A 15,069-nucleotide genomic window follows, 5' to 3' on the forward strand; every position below is an offset into this window, starting at 1 on the left:
GCGGTTCGACCTCCAGGCAAAAAAAAACGCTGATCTGCACATAGCACAGATCAGCGTAGTTCAGTCACCAGAGACCTGGTCGGGCTATCAGTGGCTCGACAGGTACGACGAACGGGTCAGGCCAAGACGCAGTGCATCGAGGTACTGGGTACGCTCTTTGGCACTGATATTGGCGCTGGCCACTTTGTCGCGGTAGTGGTTCATTAACTCTTCCGGCGACAAGTGCACGTAGCGCAGCATGTCTTCGATGGTGTCATGGGTCTCGATCCCGGCGTGGTACACACTGCCGTCGTCGTTCTGGTAGATGTTCACCGAGTCGGTGTCACCGAACAGGTTGTGCATGTCACCGAGAATTTCCTGGTAAGCGCCCACCAGGAAGATACCCAGCAAGTAATCTTCGCCTTCGTTCAGCCCGTGAACCGGCAGGCTGGTTTCGATGCTCTGCTCGTCGACGTACTGCTTGATCTTGCCGTCGGAGTCACAGGTCAGGTCTTGCAGTACGGCGCGGCGCATCGGCTCTTCATCAAGGCGGTGCAGCGGCAGAATCGGCAATACCTGGCCAATCGCCCAGGTGTCCGGCAGGCTCTGGAAAACCGAGAAGTTGCAGATGTACTTGTCGGCCAGCTTGTCGTTGAGTTCGTCGAGCACCTGGCGATGGGAACGCTGACGCGCTTTCAACGAGTTGTGCAGGCGACGGCAAACAGCGAAGTAGCACTGCTCGGCCAGGGCTTTTTCAGCCAGGGTGATTTTGCCGTCGGCGTACTGGGCAGCGATGTCGCTCATGTAGTGCGTGGCACGCCAGTAGGTTTCGGTGACCATCTCGATATCGGTGGGGCCCAGCAGGTCCACCAGCCATTGCACGGTTTCCGGCAGGATGTCTTTGTTCTCGATCACCGGCACGTCGTCGTTGTGTTTCTCGACGTCGGTGACCTGCACCACCAGCATGGCGTGGTGCGCGGTCAGGGAGCGGCCGCTTTCGGAGAAGATGTTGGGATGCGGCAGGTTTTGCGCATCGCAGAACTCTTTGAGCATGCCCACAACTACGCCGGCATAGTCGTCCATGTCGTAGTTGATCGAGCTGGCATTGCGCGAGTGAGTGCCGTCGTAATCCACGCCCAGACCGCCGCCCACGTCGATGTGGTCAACCGGCAGGCCAAGGTTGCGCAGTTCGCCGTAGTAGCGAATCGCTTCTTTGAAGCCGTGCTGGTAGTCCGCCAGGTTGGCGATCTGCGAGCCCATGTGGAAGTGCAACAGGCGGATGCCCTGATCCAGACCGGCCACCCGGAAGCGCTCAACCACCGACAGCAACTGCGCGGCAGACAGACCGAACTTGGATTTTTCACCGCCGGTGTCAGCCCACTTGCTCGAAGCCAGGGACGACAGACGTACGCGCAGGCCTACCTGTGGCTTGACCTTGAGCGAGGCGGCCTCTTCGATGACCAGGTCTACTTCGGATTCTTTCTCGATCACGATGAAGACATTGTGGCCGAGCTTCTGGCCCATGAGCGCCAGACGAATGAATTCGCGGTCCTTGTAACCGTTGCAGACGATGGTGCCGCCCTTGGGCGCCAGCGCCAGCACGGCCAGCAGCTCAGGCTTGGAGCCGGCTTCAAGACCGATCGACACGTCTTTGGTGGCGATGATGTTTTCGATCACGGCTTCTTGCTGGTTCACCTTGATCGGGTACAGCGCGGTGTACTTGCTCTGGTATTCCAGACGCTCGATGTTGGCATCGAAAGCGCCGGTCAATTGGCGTACGCGGTCTTGCAAGATATCGGGAAAACGCACCAGCAATGGCAGGGACAAACCACTTTTGCGCAGTTCGTCTACTTGCTCGTACAGATCGATGGGCGAGCTGTTCGGGCCGTTCGGACGTACTTCTACGCGACCGGCTTCATTGATCGCGAAATACCCGGCCCCCCAATGGCGAATCCCGTAAACACTGCGGCTGTCCGCAACTGTCCATTGGCTGCCATCGTCTTTGCGTGTGCGTCGTACGGACATCGAAGTCCCCTATAAAGAAGTCAAATAGCCCAACCTGAAGGCAGGCTGGCGCAGTCTAAAGAGTAAATATGAAGATTAGTCTGCGCAGGGGTAGACCCTGACAACAGCGCGGAGTTTAGAAACCGGTCAGAACAGGCTCTGTGAAAACCATGGCGAGCGACAAAAACACACTCGGCGGTGGTCTTCACAGAGGCTGCTAGCCGCCGGACTTCTTGGCTTTGAACCCGTGCTTGACCAGCTCGGCCAATAGCAAGTCGACGTGATCGCCCTGGATCTCGATGATGCCGTCTTTCAACGCACCACCGGTGCCACAGCGTTTTTTCAACGCCGTTGCCAAATCCTTGAGCGCGTCTTCAGCCAGCGGCACGCCGGTCACAGTGGTGACTGTCTTGCCGCCACGGCCCTTGCTTTCGCGACGTACGCGAGCAATGCCATCGCCATCAGGGATGCGGGTTTGTTTGCAGGTACAGGCGTCCACCGGCTGACGACAGTCCGGACAGTGACGACCTGCGTCGGTGGAAAATACCAGGCCACCAAGGGCGGCGAAGGATGCGGCTTTTTTGGCCACCGGCAATCCTCATATGGAGGACAAAAAATTGGCCGGTACCTGACACTGTTGCGCCAAGGTATACCGACCGCGAAGCCCCACTCTGGCAGGGGCAGCGCAACTCAGGGCGGGGAAACCGCCTGAGCCTGAAAAAGGTCGCGCAGTGTAACGACAAATGCGCTGGCGCCCAATAGCCAATCGGCGGCAATTTTAAAACCAAAAGCACAGCTCGCTCCTACGGTTTGATCTGCGCCAGGTAACGCTTGAGGGCCGCCAGCGAATCAGGGCAATAGGGCTGGGTTTGGCTCAGATGCAAGGCTTGGTCGACGCTCATGAAGCTCGCATGCTGAACTTCTTCCGGCTGCACCTGCAACGGGCCATCCCATACGGCCGAAAAAACCGCGCACCACAGGTGGTTTTCTTCACCCTCGAAGTAAAAGCGCTCGTGGGCCGTCAGCGCTACACCGCTGACGCCCAACTCTTCTTCCAGTTCGCGGGCTGCCGAGTCGGCGTAACTTTCATCAACCCCCACCATGCCACCCGCCGCCACATCCCAAAATCCGGGATACAGCGCTTTGCTCAGGGTGCGCTGATGCACGCACAACTCACCGGCAGAATTGAACAGCAGAATAAAAGTGCCACGCCCGATCAGCCCCTGCTCTCGCAATTGCTGACGGGGCAAGCCGCCCAGCAGCCGGTCATCACGATCGACCCAGGCCACCATTTCTAGATCAGAGGCCGCACGGTGTGCGGCCTCCTTCGCTGAAATCGGCATCACTCAGCCTTGTGACAGCAGTTGGCGCAGGTCCATGACTGCCGCGTTGGCGCGCGAAATATAGTTGGCCATGACCAGCGAGTGGTTCGCCAGAACGCCGTAGCCGCTGCCATTGAGAATCATCGGGCTCCAGACCGGCTCCTGGGCCGCCTCCAGTTCGCGAATGATCTGACGCACACTGACCGTGGCATTCTTTTTCGCCAGCACGTCAGCGAAGTCGACTTCAATCGCCCGCAGCAAGTGCGACAACGCCCATGCCTGACCGCGTGCTTCGTAGAACACGTTGTCGATTTGCATCCATGGGGTTTCTTCTATTTCCTCATCAACCACGGGCACCTGGCCGGGTTGCAGGCTTTCTGTCTTCAGTGCGCCATTGAGCTTGACCCGGCCCACACTGGCTGACAGGCGTTGCGACAGCGAACCCAGGCGGGTCCCCACATCCCCCAGCCAGTTATTCAGGTTATCGGCGCGCGCATAGAACAGGGCGTTCTTCTGATTGGGATCGGACAAACGTGCCTGGTAGCGGCTAAGGGAGTTGATCCCTTCCTGGTACTCCGACTCACTGGAAGGCAGCATCCAGCTCTTGTTGTCGAAGTTGAAGCGCGGTTCGGCCTTGGCCAGATCGGCATCTTCAGCCGACTGCGACTGTGAACGGGCAAAGTCCTTGCGCAGGGCACGGGTCAGGTCACGCACCTGTACCAGTACGCCATATTCCCAGCTCGGGATGTTGTCCAGAAATACGCCCGGCGGGAAACGGTCGTTTGACAGATAACCACCCGGCTTGTTGAGCAGGGTACCGGCAACTGATTTAAGGGTTTCGACAGTGGTGAAGCCCGGGACCATTTGCTTGCCATTTTTCTCGGCAGCCAGCTGGGCGTTTTGCTGCACCGGGAACAAGTCCGGTTCCTGGCTCCAGTACCAGCCCAGCCCCAGGCACACCACCACGTAGATTCCCACCAGCACAGCAATTGAGCGGCTAAACAGAATGCTTTTGAAATAGCCACGCGACGGGGCACGGGTCTCCCTGACCGACTCACGGGCACTGCTGCCCTCACGTTTTTTCCAGTCCAGCATGGCTATATCCTTTCAAATACCAAGTTCAATCGTTCGACCACAACCCTACCTCATAGTGCCTAGGGTCTGTTGGCGTTTCATTGCGTACGGGGTTTTTAATCAAGCCCTGACCACGCAGTTCGCAGGCAGCGCCACGTACGCCCGGCACTATAGAACATGGATGTGCGAACGATGAAAAATATGCCTGCACGGCCGTCAGTTGCAATCCGGGACAGCTTCATTCGAAACCCACAGGCCCAGGCAGCCATCACGGGAAGGCAAAAAGCCACTATTTGTACGAAATACCACTGATGCCGTCACACCGATGTCATACAAACGCAATAACTTCAGCCGCTTCTTACTGCGTTGTAGGCAAAAACCCGGATGCGCCTGAAACTGCTAACCAACTTGAACACACTGTTGCTGGTCGCCGTTTGCCTGGCGCTGGGCGCAACCCTATGGTGGTCGCAAAGGGCTCTGGAGCGGCCCTTTCTGTTGATGGAGCGCTACTTGAGTCTCTCTCAACAGTTCCAGAACCAGGTGGCGCGCAACGTTGAGGACTACCTTGGCAGCGGCGACGCCGTGCGCCTGAGCGATGCCAACAGTGCTCTGCACACACTCAAGACAGAACTCGTCTCACTGCCCCCGGCCATGGCCGACGCCTTGCGCCCCAGCCTTGATGACCTGAGCACCTTCAGCAATAGCCGACTGCTGGCCGCTGGCAAATTGGCCGGTGACCCGCAAGCGTTGCTGTTGCAGGCCGAGCGCGAGCTGGCGGCCAACCTGGAGCAACTGAGCCAGTACGCCAATCAGGCCGACTCTACCCAAGCCCGTCTCTATTTACCGCACCTGCTGACCGCCTCCCTGCACCTGGCCAGGCTGTCCTTGAGCCGTGACAAACTGGTCAGCAGCGCACGCAGCGAGCTGGCAGGCGACGTAGAGCGCGAACTCAGCGGCATCAAGGCCCAGACACAACAGATCCAGGCCCTGCCCTTGCTCGGGATCAGTGCTCAGAGCACTTCGGGCAGTGACGACTTTGCCGCATTGATGGGGCTCGAAGCCGATCACACGGCCCAGGCCGAAGATTCCGGGCTCGGATTCAAGCGTGAACTCAACAACCTGCTGAGCCGCTACCCCACCGAACTCAAGCGCACCCAGGAGCAAATCGAACAACGCGCCCTGCTCAGTAACAGCACTCACCAGAAACTCGGCGCCGTGCAACAGGCAATTGCCGCACTGGAACCGCAGGTGCGCGCCGAGCATGGGCACATTCAGAGTGAAGTGCGGCTGATCCAGGGTGTGATGATTGGCCTGATTCTGCTGATCGCGCTCCTGATCGACACGCTGCAGCGCAGGCTGGCCAGGGTTCTGACCTGCCTGGCCGGGCTGCTGTCGACCTGGGCAGACGGAGACTTCAGCCGCAATATCCAGCTGGGCAAGACCAATCGTGAACTGCATGACATCGAGGCTTCGCTCAATCGTCTTCGCGTATATCTGGTGAATCTGGTGGGCACCTTGCGCCTGAATGCCGAACAGGTCGCCGCCAGCAGCCAGACCCTGGCCGGGCTCAGCAGCGGTCTGCACAGCGGTGCCGAACGTCAGGCCGGTGATACCGCCCAGATCCGTGACGCGCTGGGCGAGCTGGAAGCAACCATCACACAGGTGGCGGGCGATGCCAGCCATGCCGCCGACGCCAGTCGCAGCGCAGGTACGGCCGTGGCCCAGGGGCAGCGGGTCATCGGCCAGAGCCTGAGCGGGTTACACGCACTGGTCACGGAAGTACAAGGCAACGCACAGAGCATCGAACATCTGGCAGAGGAGTCGGCAACCATCGGCGGGGTATTGACCGTGATTCGCTCCATCGCCGACCAGACCAACCTGCTGGCGCTTAATGCCGCCATTGAAGCCGCCCGCGCAGGAGAAATGGGCCGCGGCTTTGCCGTAGTGGCCGAAGAAGTGCGCTCCCTTGCCCAGCGTACGGCAGGTGCCACCAGCGAGATCCAGACCCTGATTGGCGGGCTGCAACTGGCCGCCCGCCAATCGGTTGAGGGCATGCGCATACAAGTTGAACATGCCCGGGCCACCGCGCAAAAAGCCCAGGACGCTGAAGGCGCGCTGGATGAAATTGTCGGGGCCATCACCACCATTTCCGGCACCGCAGTGCGCATCGCCGAGGTCACCGCGCAACAAAGTGCAGCGGTCGCCGAAATACGCGACCACAGCGAACGCATTCACCAATTGGGCGACGACAACCTGCAACGCATCGGCATCGCACGGGATCAAAGCCAGCAACTGCTGGAGCTGGGCGGCAAATTGAATGCAGCCGTGCACACCTTCCGCCTGTAGGAGCGAGCTTGCTCGCGAGCCGTTTGCGATTTAAAAGCTCGCGAGCAAGCTCGCTCCTAAAGGGCATCTGCGCATTCAGTCCGCTATCATGCGCCCACGTTTGATTTGCGAGATTCCTATGCGCCGCCTGCTCCTTCTTTTGTGTCTGCTGTTCGCCGTACCGGTCATGGGCGCCGGTCTGCTGGATAACCGGCCCAGTTCTACGCTGGGCGCAATCAATAACAGCAACGACTTTTTACCGGTGCGTGACGCGTTCAGGCTCAACCTGATCGACACCACGCCCGAGACGATCAAGCTGCGCTTTGTGCCGACTGAAGGCTATTACCTGTATCGACACAAGTTCGCGTTTAAAACCGAACCGGCCGATATCGCCCTGGGCACGCCACAGCTGCCGCCCGGCGAGCAAAAACACGATGAGTACTTCGGCGACGTCGAGGTCTATCACGGCATTCTCGATGTCGACATCCCGCGCCCGGCCAATGATCAGCGCCCGTTCACCCTGCTGGTCACTTACCAGGGCTGCGCTGACAAGGGGTTGTGCTATCCGCCGGAAACCGAACGCCTGAACATCGGCGGCACACCGGTTTCGACCGCTGTTGCCGAGGCTGCAGCGCCCGCAGCAAAAAGTTGGGGCTGGCGCGAGCTGGCACTGTTTTTCCTCGCCGGGCTGGGCCTGACCTTCACTCCCTGTGTGTTGCCGATGCTGCCGATACTGTCGGGGGTGGTGTTGCGCGGCCAGGTGGGCGGGCTTCGCGGCTTTAGCCTGTCACTGGCCTACGTGCTGCCCATGGCCGCCTGCTTTGCATTGCTTGGCGCGCTGATGGGGATGTTCGGCGCCCAGCTCAATCTTCAGGCACGCCTGCAATCGGTGTGGGTGCTGGCGCCGTTTGCGCTGTTTTTCGCGATTTTTGCCCTGGCCATGTTCGGCGTATTCGAGCTGAAGCTGCCGCAAGCCATCAGCAACCGCCTCGATCGCGTCGCCAATCGCACCCAGGGTGGCTCGCTATGGGGCGCTGCCGTGCTGGGGGTTGTGTCCAGCTTGCTGGTGTCGCCCTGCGTCTCGGCCCCGCTGGCCGGAGCGTTGCTCTATATCAGCGCCAGTGGCGATGCACTGGGCGGCGGTTTGAAATTGTTTGCCCTGGGGCTGGGTATGGGTGCGCCCCTGCTGCTGCTGGCCACAGGCGGCGCCGCCTGGTTGCCAAAAAGCGGGCCGTGGCTGGTCAGCGTCAAAAATGCCATTGGCGTGCTGTTGCTAGGACTGGCCATCGGCCTGCTCAGCCGCGTGCTGCCCGGGCCCATTATCTTGCTGCTGATTGGTCTGCTGGCGGCCGGGGTGAGTCTGTTTCTCGGCACTCTGGAGTTCGGCTACAAAGCACCGCGCCAACGTCTGGCGCAGTTGCTTGGCCTATTTCTGCTGGTCTATGCACTGGCCTGCTGGTACGGCGCACTCAGTGGCCAGAGCGATCCGTTTAACCCTGTGGGGCACTCACAGTCGTTGGCACGTGCCGCCAGCGCGCCTCAGACCGAGGATCAGTGGCAAACCGTCAGCACCGCAGGTGAGCTGGACAAGGTGTTGGCACAAGCCAGTGCCGCTGGCCAGCCGCTGTTGCTGGACTGGTACGCCGACTGGTGCGTCAGCTGCAAGGTGATCGAGCACGGGGTCCTGAACAACCCGCAGGTGCTGGACCGGCTCAAAGGCTACCGGCGGGTACGGTTTGACATGACCGCCAGCAATGCCGGGCAACGTGCCCTGCTCGATCGCTATCAATTATTCGGGCCACCGGCACTGATGTTCTTTGGCAAAAATGGCCACGAAATAAGTGACCAGCGGGTCATCGGCGAGATCAATGCAGCGGACTTCGCCGAACGTGTCGCCAACGCGAATGACCAGATCTAGAGGGCTGGTCACAAACTTTTCGCGAACATCGGTCATCGTGCTGGCTATTGCAGTTAACTGGACAGCGAATCCTCTTTTCGGCATAGTCGCCCGGCACTGATACCTGCACACACATAACAAGGAACAGCAGATGGCGACTTTTCTGGTTCTGCACGGCCCCAACCTGAATCTGCTTGGCACCCGTGAGCCGGGCGTCTACGGCGCCACTACCCTGGCGCAAATCAATCAGGACCTGGAACAGCGGGCCCGCGATGCCGGTCACCATTTGCTCTATCTGCAAAGTAATGCCGAGTATGAATTGATCGACCGGATTCATGCCGCCCGCGATGAGGGGGTGGACTTTATCCTGATCAACCCGGCTGCTTTTACCCACACCAGCGTGGCATTACGTGACGCGCTGCTGGCGGTGAGCATCCCATTCATCGAAGTGCATTTATCAAACGTGCACAAACGCGAACCTTTCCGCCATCACTCCTACTTCTCCGACGTTGCGGTAGGTGTGATCTGCGGCCTTGGCGCCAGCGGTTATCGACTGGCCTTGGAGGCCGCCCTGGAACAGCTTGAACTACAAGCTAAACGCCCCTGACCGACCCATTGGGAGTTGACGATTCATGGATATCCGTAAAGTTAAGAAACTGATCGAGCTGCTGGAAGAGTCCGGCATCGACGAGCTGGAAATCAAAGAAGGCGAAGAGTCCGTACGCATCAGCCGTCACAGCAAGACTCCTGCTCAACAGTTCTATGCACCAGCGCCAATGCAAGCTCCGGCCGCTGCGCCAGTTGCCGTAGCTCCGGTTGCAACCGTGACCGAAGCACCTGCTGCACCAAAACTGAACGGTTTTGTGGTCAAGTCGCCAATGGTAGGTACTTTCTACCGTACCCCGGCGCCAACCTCGCCAGCCTTCGTTGAAGTCGGCCAGACCGTTAAAGTCGGCGACACCATTTGCATCGTCGAAGCGATGAAAATGATGAACCACATCACGGCCGAGAAAGCCGGTGTTATCGAATCCATCCTGGTAGAAAACGGTCAACCGGTTGAGTTCGATCAACCGCTGTTCACCATCGTTTGAACCACGGGGAGCCAACGATGTTGAAGCCTCAGAAGCTGGAAAAAGTCCTGATCGCCAACCGCGGTGAGATCGCCTTGCGCATCCTGCGGGCCTGTAAGGAACTGGGCATCAAGACCGTTGCGGTGTACTCCACCGCCGACAAGGAGCTGATGCACCTGGGCCTGGCAGACGAAACCGTCTGCATCGGTCCTGCACCGGCCAACCTGTCCTACCTGCACATTCCGGCCATCATCGCGGCAGCCGAAGTCACTGGCGCCACGGCGATCCACCCGGGCTACGGCTTTTTGGCTGAAAACGCCGATTTCGCCGAGCAAGTCGAAAAATCCGGCTTTGCCTTCATTGGCCCGAAAGCCGACACCATTCGCCTGATGGGCGACAAGGTATCGGCCAAGCACGCCATGATCGCTGCCGGCGTTCCGACCGTTCCGGGCTCTGACGGCCCGCTGCCGGAAGACGAAGCAACGGCCCTGCGCATTGGCCGCGAAGTCGGCTACCCGGTGATCATCAAGGCCGCTGGCGGCGGTGGTGGTCGTGGCATGCGTGTTGTGCACCGTGAAGAAGACCTGATCGAAGCTGCCAAGCAGACCCGTGAAGAAGCAGGCGCCTGGTTCAGCAACCCGATGGTCTACCTCGAAAAATACCTGACCAACCCGCGTCACGTGGAAGTTCAGGTACTTTCCGACGGCCAGGGCCATGCGATCCATCTGGGCGACCGCGACTGCTCGCTGCAACGTCGTCACCAGAAAGTTCTGGAAGAAGCACCGGCACCGGGTATCGATGAAACTGCTCGCGCAGAAGTCCTGGCGCGTTGCGTCAAGGCCTGCATCGACATCAACTACCGTGGCGCGGGCACCTTCGAGTTCCTGTACGAGAATGGTCGTTTCTACTTCATCGAGATGAACACTCGTGTGCAAGTAGAGCACCCGGTTTCCGAAATGGTCACCGGCATCGACATCCTTAAAGAGATGTTGAGCATCGCGGCAGGCAACAAGCTGTCCTTCACCCAGGATGACGTGAAAATTCACGGCCACTCCCTGGAGTGCCGGATCAACGCTGAAGACCCGGCGACATTCATGCCGAGCCCTGGCCTGGTCAAGCACTTCCACGCTCCGGGCGGCAACGGCGTTCGCGTCGATTCGCACCTGTACAGCGGCTACAAGGTTCCGTCGAACTACGACTCCCTGATCGGCAAGCTGATCACCTGGGGCGCGACCCGCGACGAAGCCATGGCCCGCATGCGCAATGCGCTGGACGAAATCGTGGTCGACGGGATCAAGACCAACATCCCGCTGCACCGCGATCTGGTGAATGACGAAGGCTTCTGCAAAGGCGGCGTCAACATTCACTACCTGGAACACAAACTGGCTAACCAGTAAGTTTGATTCCAGATCAACCAGGCCGCCTTCGGGCGGCCTGGTCGTTTCTGAAACTCACCCACGCTTTGCGGGAGCTGGCTGGCCAGCGATTGTGCCGTCGCCAGCATCGCCGGCAAGCCGGCTCCCACTGACGATGTACGACGAGGGCTTTTCATCGTTTTTTGATTACCCGCCCTGCCCTCGCTCGCGTAAACTGGCGCGCTTCTCGCAGCCCACCGGTTGCACACTCCTATTTTTCAAAGGTGCCCGCCATGCCTTGGCTGCAAGTACGCCTCGCCATCAGCCCGGAACAAGCCGAAACCTACGAAGACGCGTTCCTCGAAGTCGGCGCCGTTTCGGTAACGTTCATGGATGCCGAAGATCAGCCGATCTTCGAACCTGAACTCAACACCACCCCGCTGTGGTCGCACACCCACTTGCTGGCACTGTTCGAAGGCGGCACCGAGGCCGACCTCGTTCTGTCCCATCTCGAACTGCTGACCGGCTCGCCCCTGCCTGAGCACCATGCCGAAGTCATCGAAGACCAGGACTGGGAACGCAGCTGGATGGACAACTTCCACCCGATGCGCTTCGGCCAGCGGCTGTGGATCGTCCCGAGCTGGCACGCCGCTCCGGAACCGGACGCCGTGAACCTGCTGCTCGATCCGGGCCTGGCCTTTGGTACCGGCACCCACCCGACGACCGCGCTGTGCCTGGAATGGCTCGATGGTCAGGACCTGAAGGACTGCAGCGTGCTGGACTTCGGCTGCGGCTCGGGGATTCTGGCAATCGCCGCCCTGTTGCTGGGGGCCAGACAGGCCATCGGTACCGACATTGACGTGCAGGCGCTGGAAGCCTCGCGCGATAACGCAGGGCGCAACAATGTTGCCGAGGAGCTGTTCGCGCTGTACCTGCCCGAAGACCTGCCACAGGTTCCGGCCGACGTCGTAGTCGCCAACATTCTGGCCGGCCCTCTGGTTGCACTGGCACCGCAGCTGTCGAGCCTGGTCAAACCGGGCGGCCGCCTGGCGCTGTCGGGCATCCTCGCCGAACAGGGCGAAGAAGTTGCTGCTGCCTATGCCGCAGACTTTGATCTGGACCCGATCGCCAATCGCGATGGTTGGGTACGTATCAGTGGCCGTCGCCGCTAGGGTCGGTTGACGTTTGGTTGTGAGCCGCAACGCGGCTCGCAATCCAGCGGGAACAGCACCTACAATGCACGCCTGCCCAATCCGGATGGCCACATGAGCGATAGTTTCGTTACACAGTGTCCTCACTGCCAGACCAGCTTCCGCGTCAACCATGCTCAATTGAGCGTGGCTCGCGGGGTGGTGCGCTGTGGCGCCTGCCTGCAAGTGTTCAATGCCGCACAGCAACTGCTGGATAAACGCACTGAAAATGAGCAACCGCCAACAGTAACGGCTACTAATGTGGCAGCGCCCGGGGTCATCGAGCCGCCAGCCAGGCCCGGGGCCATCAACCCTGAGCACTGGCAGGCGAGTGAACTCGACCTCGACCACCTGGACCTGGATGAAGAACTGGCCAGGCTCGAAGAGTTTGAGATCCAGCCCAGCAAAAGCTTTGGTCAGCCACACAAGGTAAAAGACAGCTCCCTGAGCGCTCGCCGCGACAGCCCTGACGCTGAAGAAAGCCAATGGTCTGACAGCCTGTTCAGCGACTCTGCCGAAGAACGTGCCGAGACTTCAGCGCTCGCTGCCAAATCTGCAGAAAAGCACATCGAGCCCACGTCAACGGGGCGTACCGAGCCCTCGTTATCGCTGGACCTCGACGAACCGGATGAAACGCCGACCCTCAGGCTTTCGGTCGATGACGAGCTGGAGCCGCCGCTGACAGGTGAACACCTGAGCGCCAGCGATGACGAGGACGACGAACCGTTTGAGCCGGTGCCTGCGGGCAAACACAAGCGCAAACGCAACGAACCGGGAGTGCGTGAAGATGCGCTGCTGGATCTGGTCGACGACCCGCTGCAACTGGACTGGCAAAAGCGCCGCACCCCCTGGGGCAAACGCCTGCTTTGGCTGTTGCTGATACTGCTTGCCGGTGCAGCACTGGCCGGCCAGTACATTGCCAATCATTTCGATGAACTGGCCAGGCAGGACCAATACCGTCCGGTCTTCCAGCAACTGTGCCCACACATCGGGTGCACGGTACCGTCCAAGGTTGATATTGATCGAATCAAGAGCAGTAACCTGGTGGTGCGCAGTCACCCGGAGTTCGCCGGGGCGCTGGTGGTAGATGCAATCCTCTACAACCGCGCACCGTTCTCCCAGCCTTTCCCGCTGCTGGAACTGCGTTTCGCCGATCTGCACGGCAAAATGATCGCCAGTCGCCGCTTCAAACCCGGCGAATATCTGAGCGGCGATCTGGCCAAGGCCGAAATGCCCCCGCAAACGCCTATCCACATTGCCCTGGATATTCTCGACCCGGGGCCAAAAGCGGTGAACTACAGCCTGAGTTTTCACTCGCCCGAGTGAACCCGCTGCGCTTTTAGCTGTTAACCGAGCCGCGAGTGAAGAGTGATTGGCCTCTGGCTTGAGGCATATAGCTCAAAACTTGCCTTTTGCTGTTCAATTTTTATCCAATTGCGTCTTTATCCGGTCATCGAGAGCGGGTATCATGCCAACCCTTTTTCGAACTCCCAAGATCCGGCCCCACAACAGGGAAGTCCTATGTCGGCGGTACGCATCGGCCCATATACATTGCACAACGGTTTGATCCTCGCCCCCATGGCGGGCGTCACCGATCAACCTTTCCGTCAGCTTTGCCGACGGATGGGCGCAGGACTGGTTGTCTCGGAAATGGTCACCAGCGACATGAGTCTCTGGAATAGCCGCAAGTCACGCTTGCGCATGATTCACGACGGTGATCCCGAGCCCCGCTCGGTACAGATCGCCGGCGGTGACGCGCAAATGCTGGCAGATGCCGCCAGGGCCAATGTGGAACTGGGCGCGCAGATTATTGATATCAACATGGGGTGCCCGGCAAAGAAGGTCTGCAACAAGGCCGCCGGCTCCGCACTGCTGAAAGACGAAGCACTGGTAACCGAGATCCTGCAGGCCGTCGTGGCTGCGGTTGATGTGCCGGTCACCCTGAAGATCCGTACCGGCTGGGACCGGGACAACAAAAACGGCCTGACCGTGGCGAAAATAGCCGAACAGGCCGGGATTGCGGCGCTGGCGGTACACGGCAGAACCCGCGCCGACCTGTACACCGGCGAAGCCGAGTACGACACCATCGCTGCGATCAAGCAGGCGGTGTCGATGCCGGTGTTTGCCAACGGCGACATAGATTCACCCCACAAGGCCCGGCACGTGCTGCAAGCGACCGGGGCTGACGGACTGTTAATTGGCAGGGCGGCTCAAGGGCGGCCCTGGATTTTCCGCGAAGTTGATCACTTTCTGCGTACCGGGCAACTCTTGCCGGCACCACAGATGAGCGAAGTGGAACGTATTCTGCTAGAGCATTTGGCTGCACTGCACACCTTCTATGGGGAGGTATTGGGGGTACGTATTGCCCGCAAGCATGTCGGCTGGTATCTCGCAACCTTGCCGGGCGCCAAGGAGTTTCGCGCCCACTTCAATCGTTTAGAAGATACGGAAGCACAATGCGCCAACGTTCAGGCGTTTTTCGCCGAACGACACAAGAGCCTGGGGACAGGGGACGAAGGATGGGTGGCCGCATGACGATGATGACCGAGACATTAGTGAGTGGAACAACGCCCGTGAGCGACAACGTCAACCTGAAACAGCACCTCAATACACCGAGCGAAGAAGGTCAGACCCTTCGTGGCAGTGTCGAAAAGGCGCTGCACAATTACTTCGCCCACCTGGAGGGCGCTGAAGTCACGGACGTGTACAACCTGGTACTTTCCGAAGTCGAGGCCCCTCTGCTCGAGTGCGTCATGAACTACGTCAAGGGCAACCAGACCAAAGCCTCCGAGCTGCTGGGACTTAATCGCGGCACCTTGCGCAAAAAACTCAAACAGTACGATCTGCTGTAAG

General features: G+C 59.6%; 13 protein-coding genes. 9 read left to right on the plus strand and 4 right to left on the minus strand.

The annotated features are described in order from the left end of the window. Positions 1-87: 87 nt before the first annotated feature. The 4 genes from speA to AOC04_RS17655 form a co-directional block, all read right to left on the minus strand. The gene (speA, locus tag AOC04_RS17640) at positions 88-2,004 is read right to left on the minus strand and encodes an arginine decarboxylase (RefSeq protein ID WP_060695617.1); all 1,917 of its coding nucleotides are present in this window, start codon (positions 2,002-2,004) and stop codon (positions 88-90) included. A gap of 196 nt (positions 2,005-2,200) precedes the next feature. Continuing rightward, a complete protein-coding gene (locus tag AOC04_RS17645) occupies positions 2,201-2,572 on the minus strand; it encodes a translation initiation factor Sui1 (protein ID WP_060695619.1) in 372 nt (123 codons plus the stop codon). A 214-nt stretch (positions 2,573-2,786) separates the two neighbouring features. Next, a complete protein-coding gene (locus AOC04_RS17650) occupies positions 2,787-3,326 on the minus strand; it encodes an NUDIX hydrolase (protein ID WP_060695621.1) in 540 nt (179 codons plus the stop codon). A gap of 3 nt (positions 3,327-3,329) precedes the next feature. Then, positions 3,330-4,400: a DUF2333 family protein gene (locus AOC04_RS17655; RefSeq protein WP_060695623.1), complete on the minus strand. Its 1,071-nt coding sequence runs from the start codon at positions 4,398-4,400 to the stop codon at positions 3,330-3,332. 363 nt (positions 4,401-4,763) lie between these two features. Here AOC04_RS17655 and AOC04_RS24565 point away from each other — a divergent pair, with 363 nt between their 5' ends. The 9 genes from AOC04_RS24565 to fis all read left to right on the plus strand — a co-directional run bounded on the left by AOC04_RS24565 (position 4,764) and on the right by fis (position 15,068). After that, positions 4,764-6,725, plus strand: a complete 1,962-nt coding sequence (locus AOC04_RS24565; RefSeq protein ID WP_060695625.1) for a methyl-accepting chemotaxis protein — start codon at positions 4,764-4,766, stop codon at positions 6,723-6,725. 118 nt (positions 6,726-6,843) lie between these two features. Further along, positions 6,844-8,622 (plus strand): protein-disulfide reductase DsbD, encoded by a 1,779-nt coding sequence (locus AOC04_RS17665; protein ID WP_060695627.1) that lies wholly within the window; start codon positions 6,844-6,846, stop codon positions 8,620-8,622. A gap of 130 nt (positions 8,623-8,752) precedes the next feature. Further along, the gene (gene aroQ / locus AOC04_RS17670) at positions 8,753-9,208 is read left to right on the plus strand and encodes a type II 3-dehydroquinate dehydratase (protein ID WP_003439222.1); all 456 of its coding nucleotides are present in this window, start codon (positions 8,753-8,755) and stop codon (positions 9,206-9,208) included. A gap of 25 nt (positions 9,209-9,233) precedes the next feature. Further along, positions 9,234-9,692, plus strand: a complete 459-nt coding sequence (accB, locus tag AOC04_RS17675) for an acetyl-CoA carboxylase biotin carboxyl carrier protein (protein WP_003439221.1) — start codon at positions 9,234-9,236, stop codon at positions 9,690-9,692. Between the two features lie 17 nt (positions 9,693-9,709). Continuing rightward, positions 9,710-11,068 (plus strand): acetyl-CoA carboxylase biotin carboxylase subunit, encoded by a 1,359-nt coding sequence (gene accC, locus AOC04_RS17680; RefSeq protein WP_060695629.1) that lies wholly within the window; start codon positions 9,710-9,712, stop codon positions 11,066-11,068. 251 nt (positions 11,069-11,319) lie between these two features. Beyond that, positions 11,320-12,198 (plus strand): 50S ribosomal protein L11 methyltransferase, encoded by an 879-nt coding sequence (gene prmA, locus AOC04_RS17685; protein WP_060695631.1) that lies wholly within the window; start codon positions 11,320-11,322, stop codon positions 12,196-12,198. Positions 12,199-12,291: 93 nt separating this feature from the next. Then, positions 12,292-13,542 carry a DUF3426 domain-containing protein gene (locus AOC04_RS17690; RefSeq protein ID WP_060695633.1) on the plus strand — a complete coding sequence of 417 codons (1,251 nt, stop codon included), beginning with the start codon at positions 12,292-12,294 and terminating at the stop codon, positions 13,540-13,542. 195 nt (positions 13,543-13,737) lie between these two features. Beyond that, entirely contained in the window at positions 13,738-14,751 is a 1,014-nt protein-coding gene (gene dusB / locus AOC04_RS17695; RefSeq protein WP_060695635.1) for a tRNA dihydrouridine synthase DusB, read from the plus strand. Continuing rightward, positions 14,748-15,068: a DNA-binding transcriptional regulator Fis gene (gene fis, locus AOC04_RS17700; RefSeq protein ID WP_003439210.1), complete on the plus strand. Its 321-nt coding sequence runs from the start codon at positions 14,748-14,750 to the stop codon at positions 15,066-15,068. Before dusB ends, fis begins: the two co-directional genes overlap by 4 nt. Position 15,069: the final 1 nt, after the last annotated feature.

The organism is Pseudomonas versuta, assembly GCF_001294575.1.
Classification (GTDB): Bacteria; Pseudomonadota; Gammaproteobacteria; order Pseudomonadales; family Pseudomonadaceae; genus Aquipseudomonas; species Aquipseudomonas versuta.

Coding starts and splice junctions, on each gene's coding strand:
- speA (WP_060695617.1), bottom strand. CDS start 2,004: ATGTCCGTACGACGCACACGCAAAGACGATGGCAGCCAATGGACAGTT.
- AOC04_RS17650 (WP_060695621.1), bottom strand. CDS start 3,326: ATGCCGATTTCAGCGAAGGAGGCCGCACACCGTGCGGCCTCTGATCTA.
- AOC04_RS17655 (WP_060695623.1), bottom strand. CDS start 4,400: ATGCTGGACTGGAAAAAACGTGAGGGCAGCAGTGCCCGTGAGTCGGTC.
- AOC04_RS24565 (WP_060695625.1), top strand. CDS start 4,764: ATGCGCCTGAAACTGCTAACCAACTTGAACACACTGTTGCTGGTCGCC.
- AOC04_RS17665 (WP_060695627.1), top strand. CDS start 6,844: ATGCGCCGCCTGCTCCTTCTTTTGTGTCTGCTGTTCGCCGTACCGGTC.
- aroQ (WP_003439222.1), top strand. CDS start 8,753: ATGGCGACTTTTCTGGTTCTGCACGGCCCCAACCTGAATCTGCTTGGC.
- accB (WP_003439221.1), top strand. CDS start 9,234: ATGGATATCCGTAAAGTTAAGAAACTGATCGAGCTGCTGGAAGAGTCC.
- accC (WP_060695629.1), top strand. CDS start 9,710: ATGTTGAAGCCTCAGAAGCTGGAAAAAGTCCTGATCGCCAACCGCGGT.
- prmA (WP_060695631.1), top strand. CDS start 11,320: ATGCCTTGGCTGCAAGTACGCCTCGCCATCAGCCCGGAACAAGCCGAA.
- AOC04_RS17690 (WP_060695633.1), top strand. CDS start 12,292: ATGAGCGATAGTTTCGTTACACAGTGTCCTCACTGCCAGACCAGCTTC.
- dusB (WP_060695635.1), top strand. CDS start 13,738: ATGTCGGCGGTACGCATCGGCCCATATACATTGCACAACGGTTTGATC.
- fis (WP_003439210.1), top strand. CDS start 14,748: ATGACGATGATGACCGAGACATTAGTGAGTGGAACAACGCCCGTGAGC.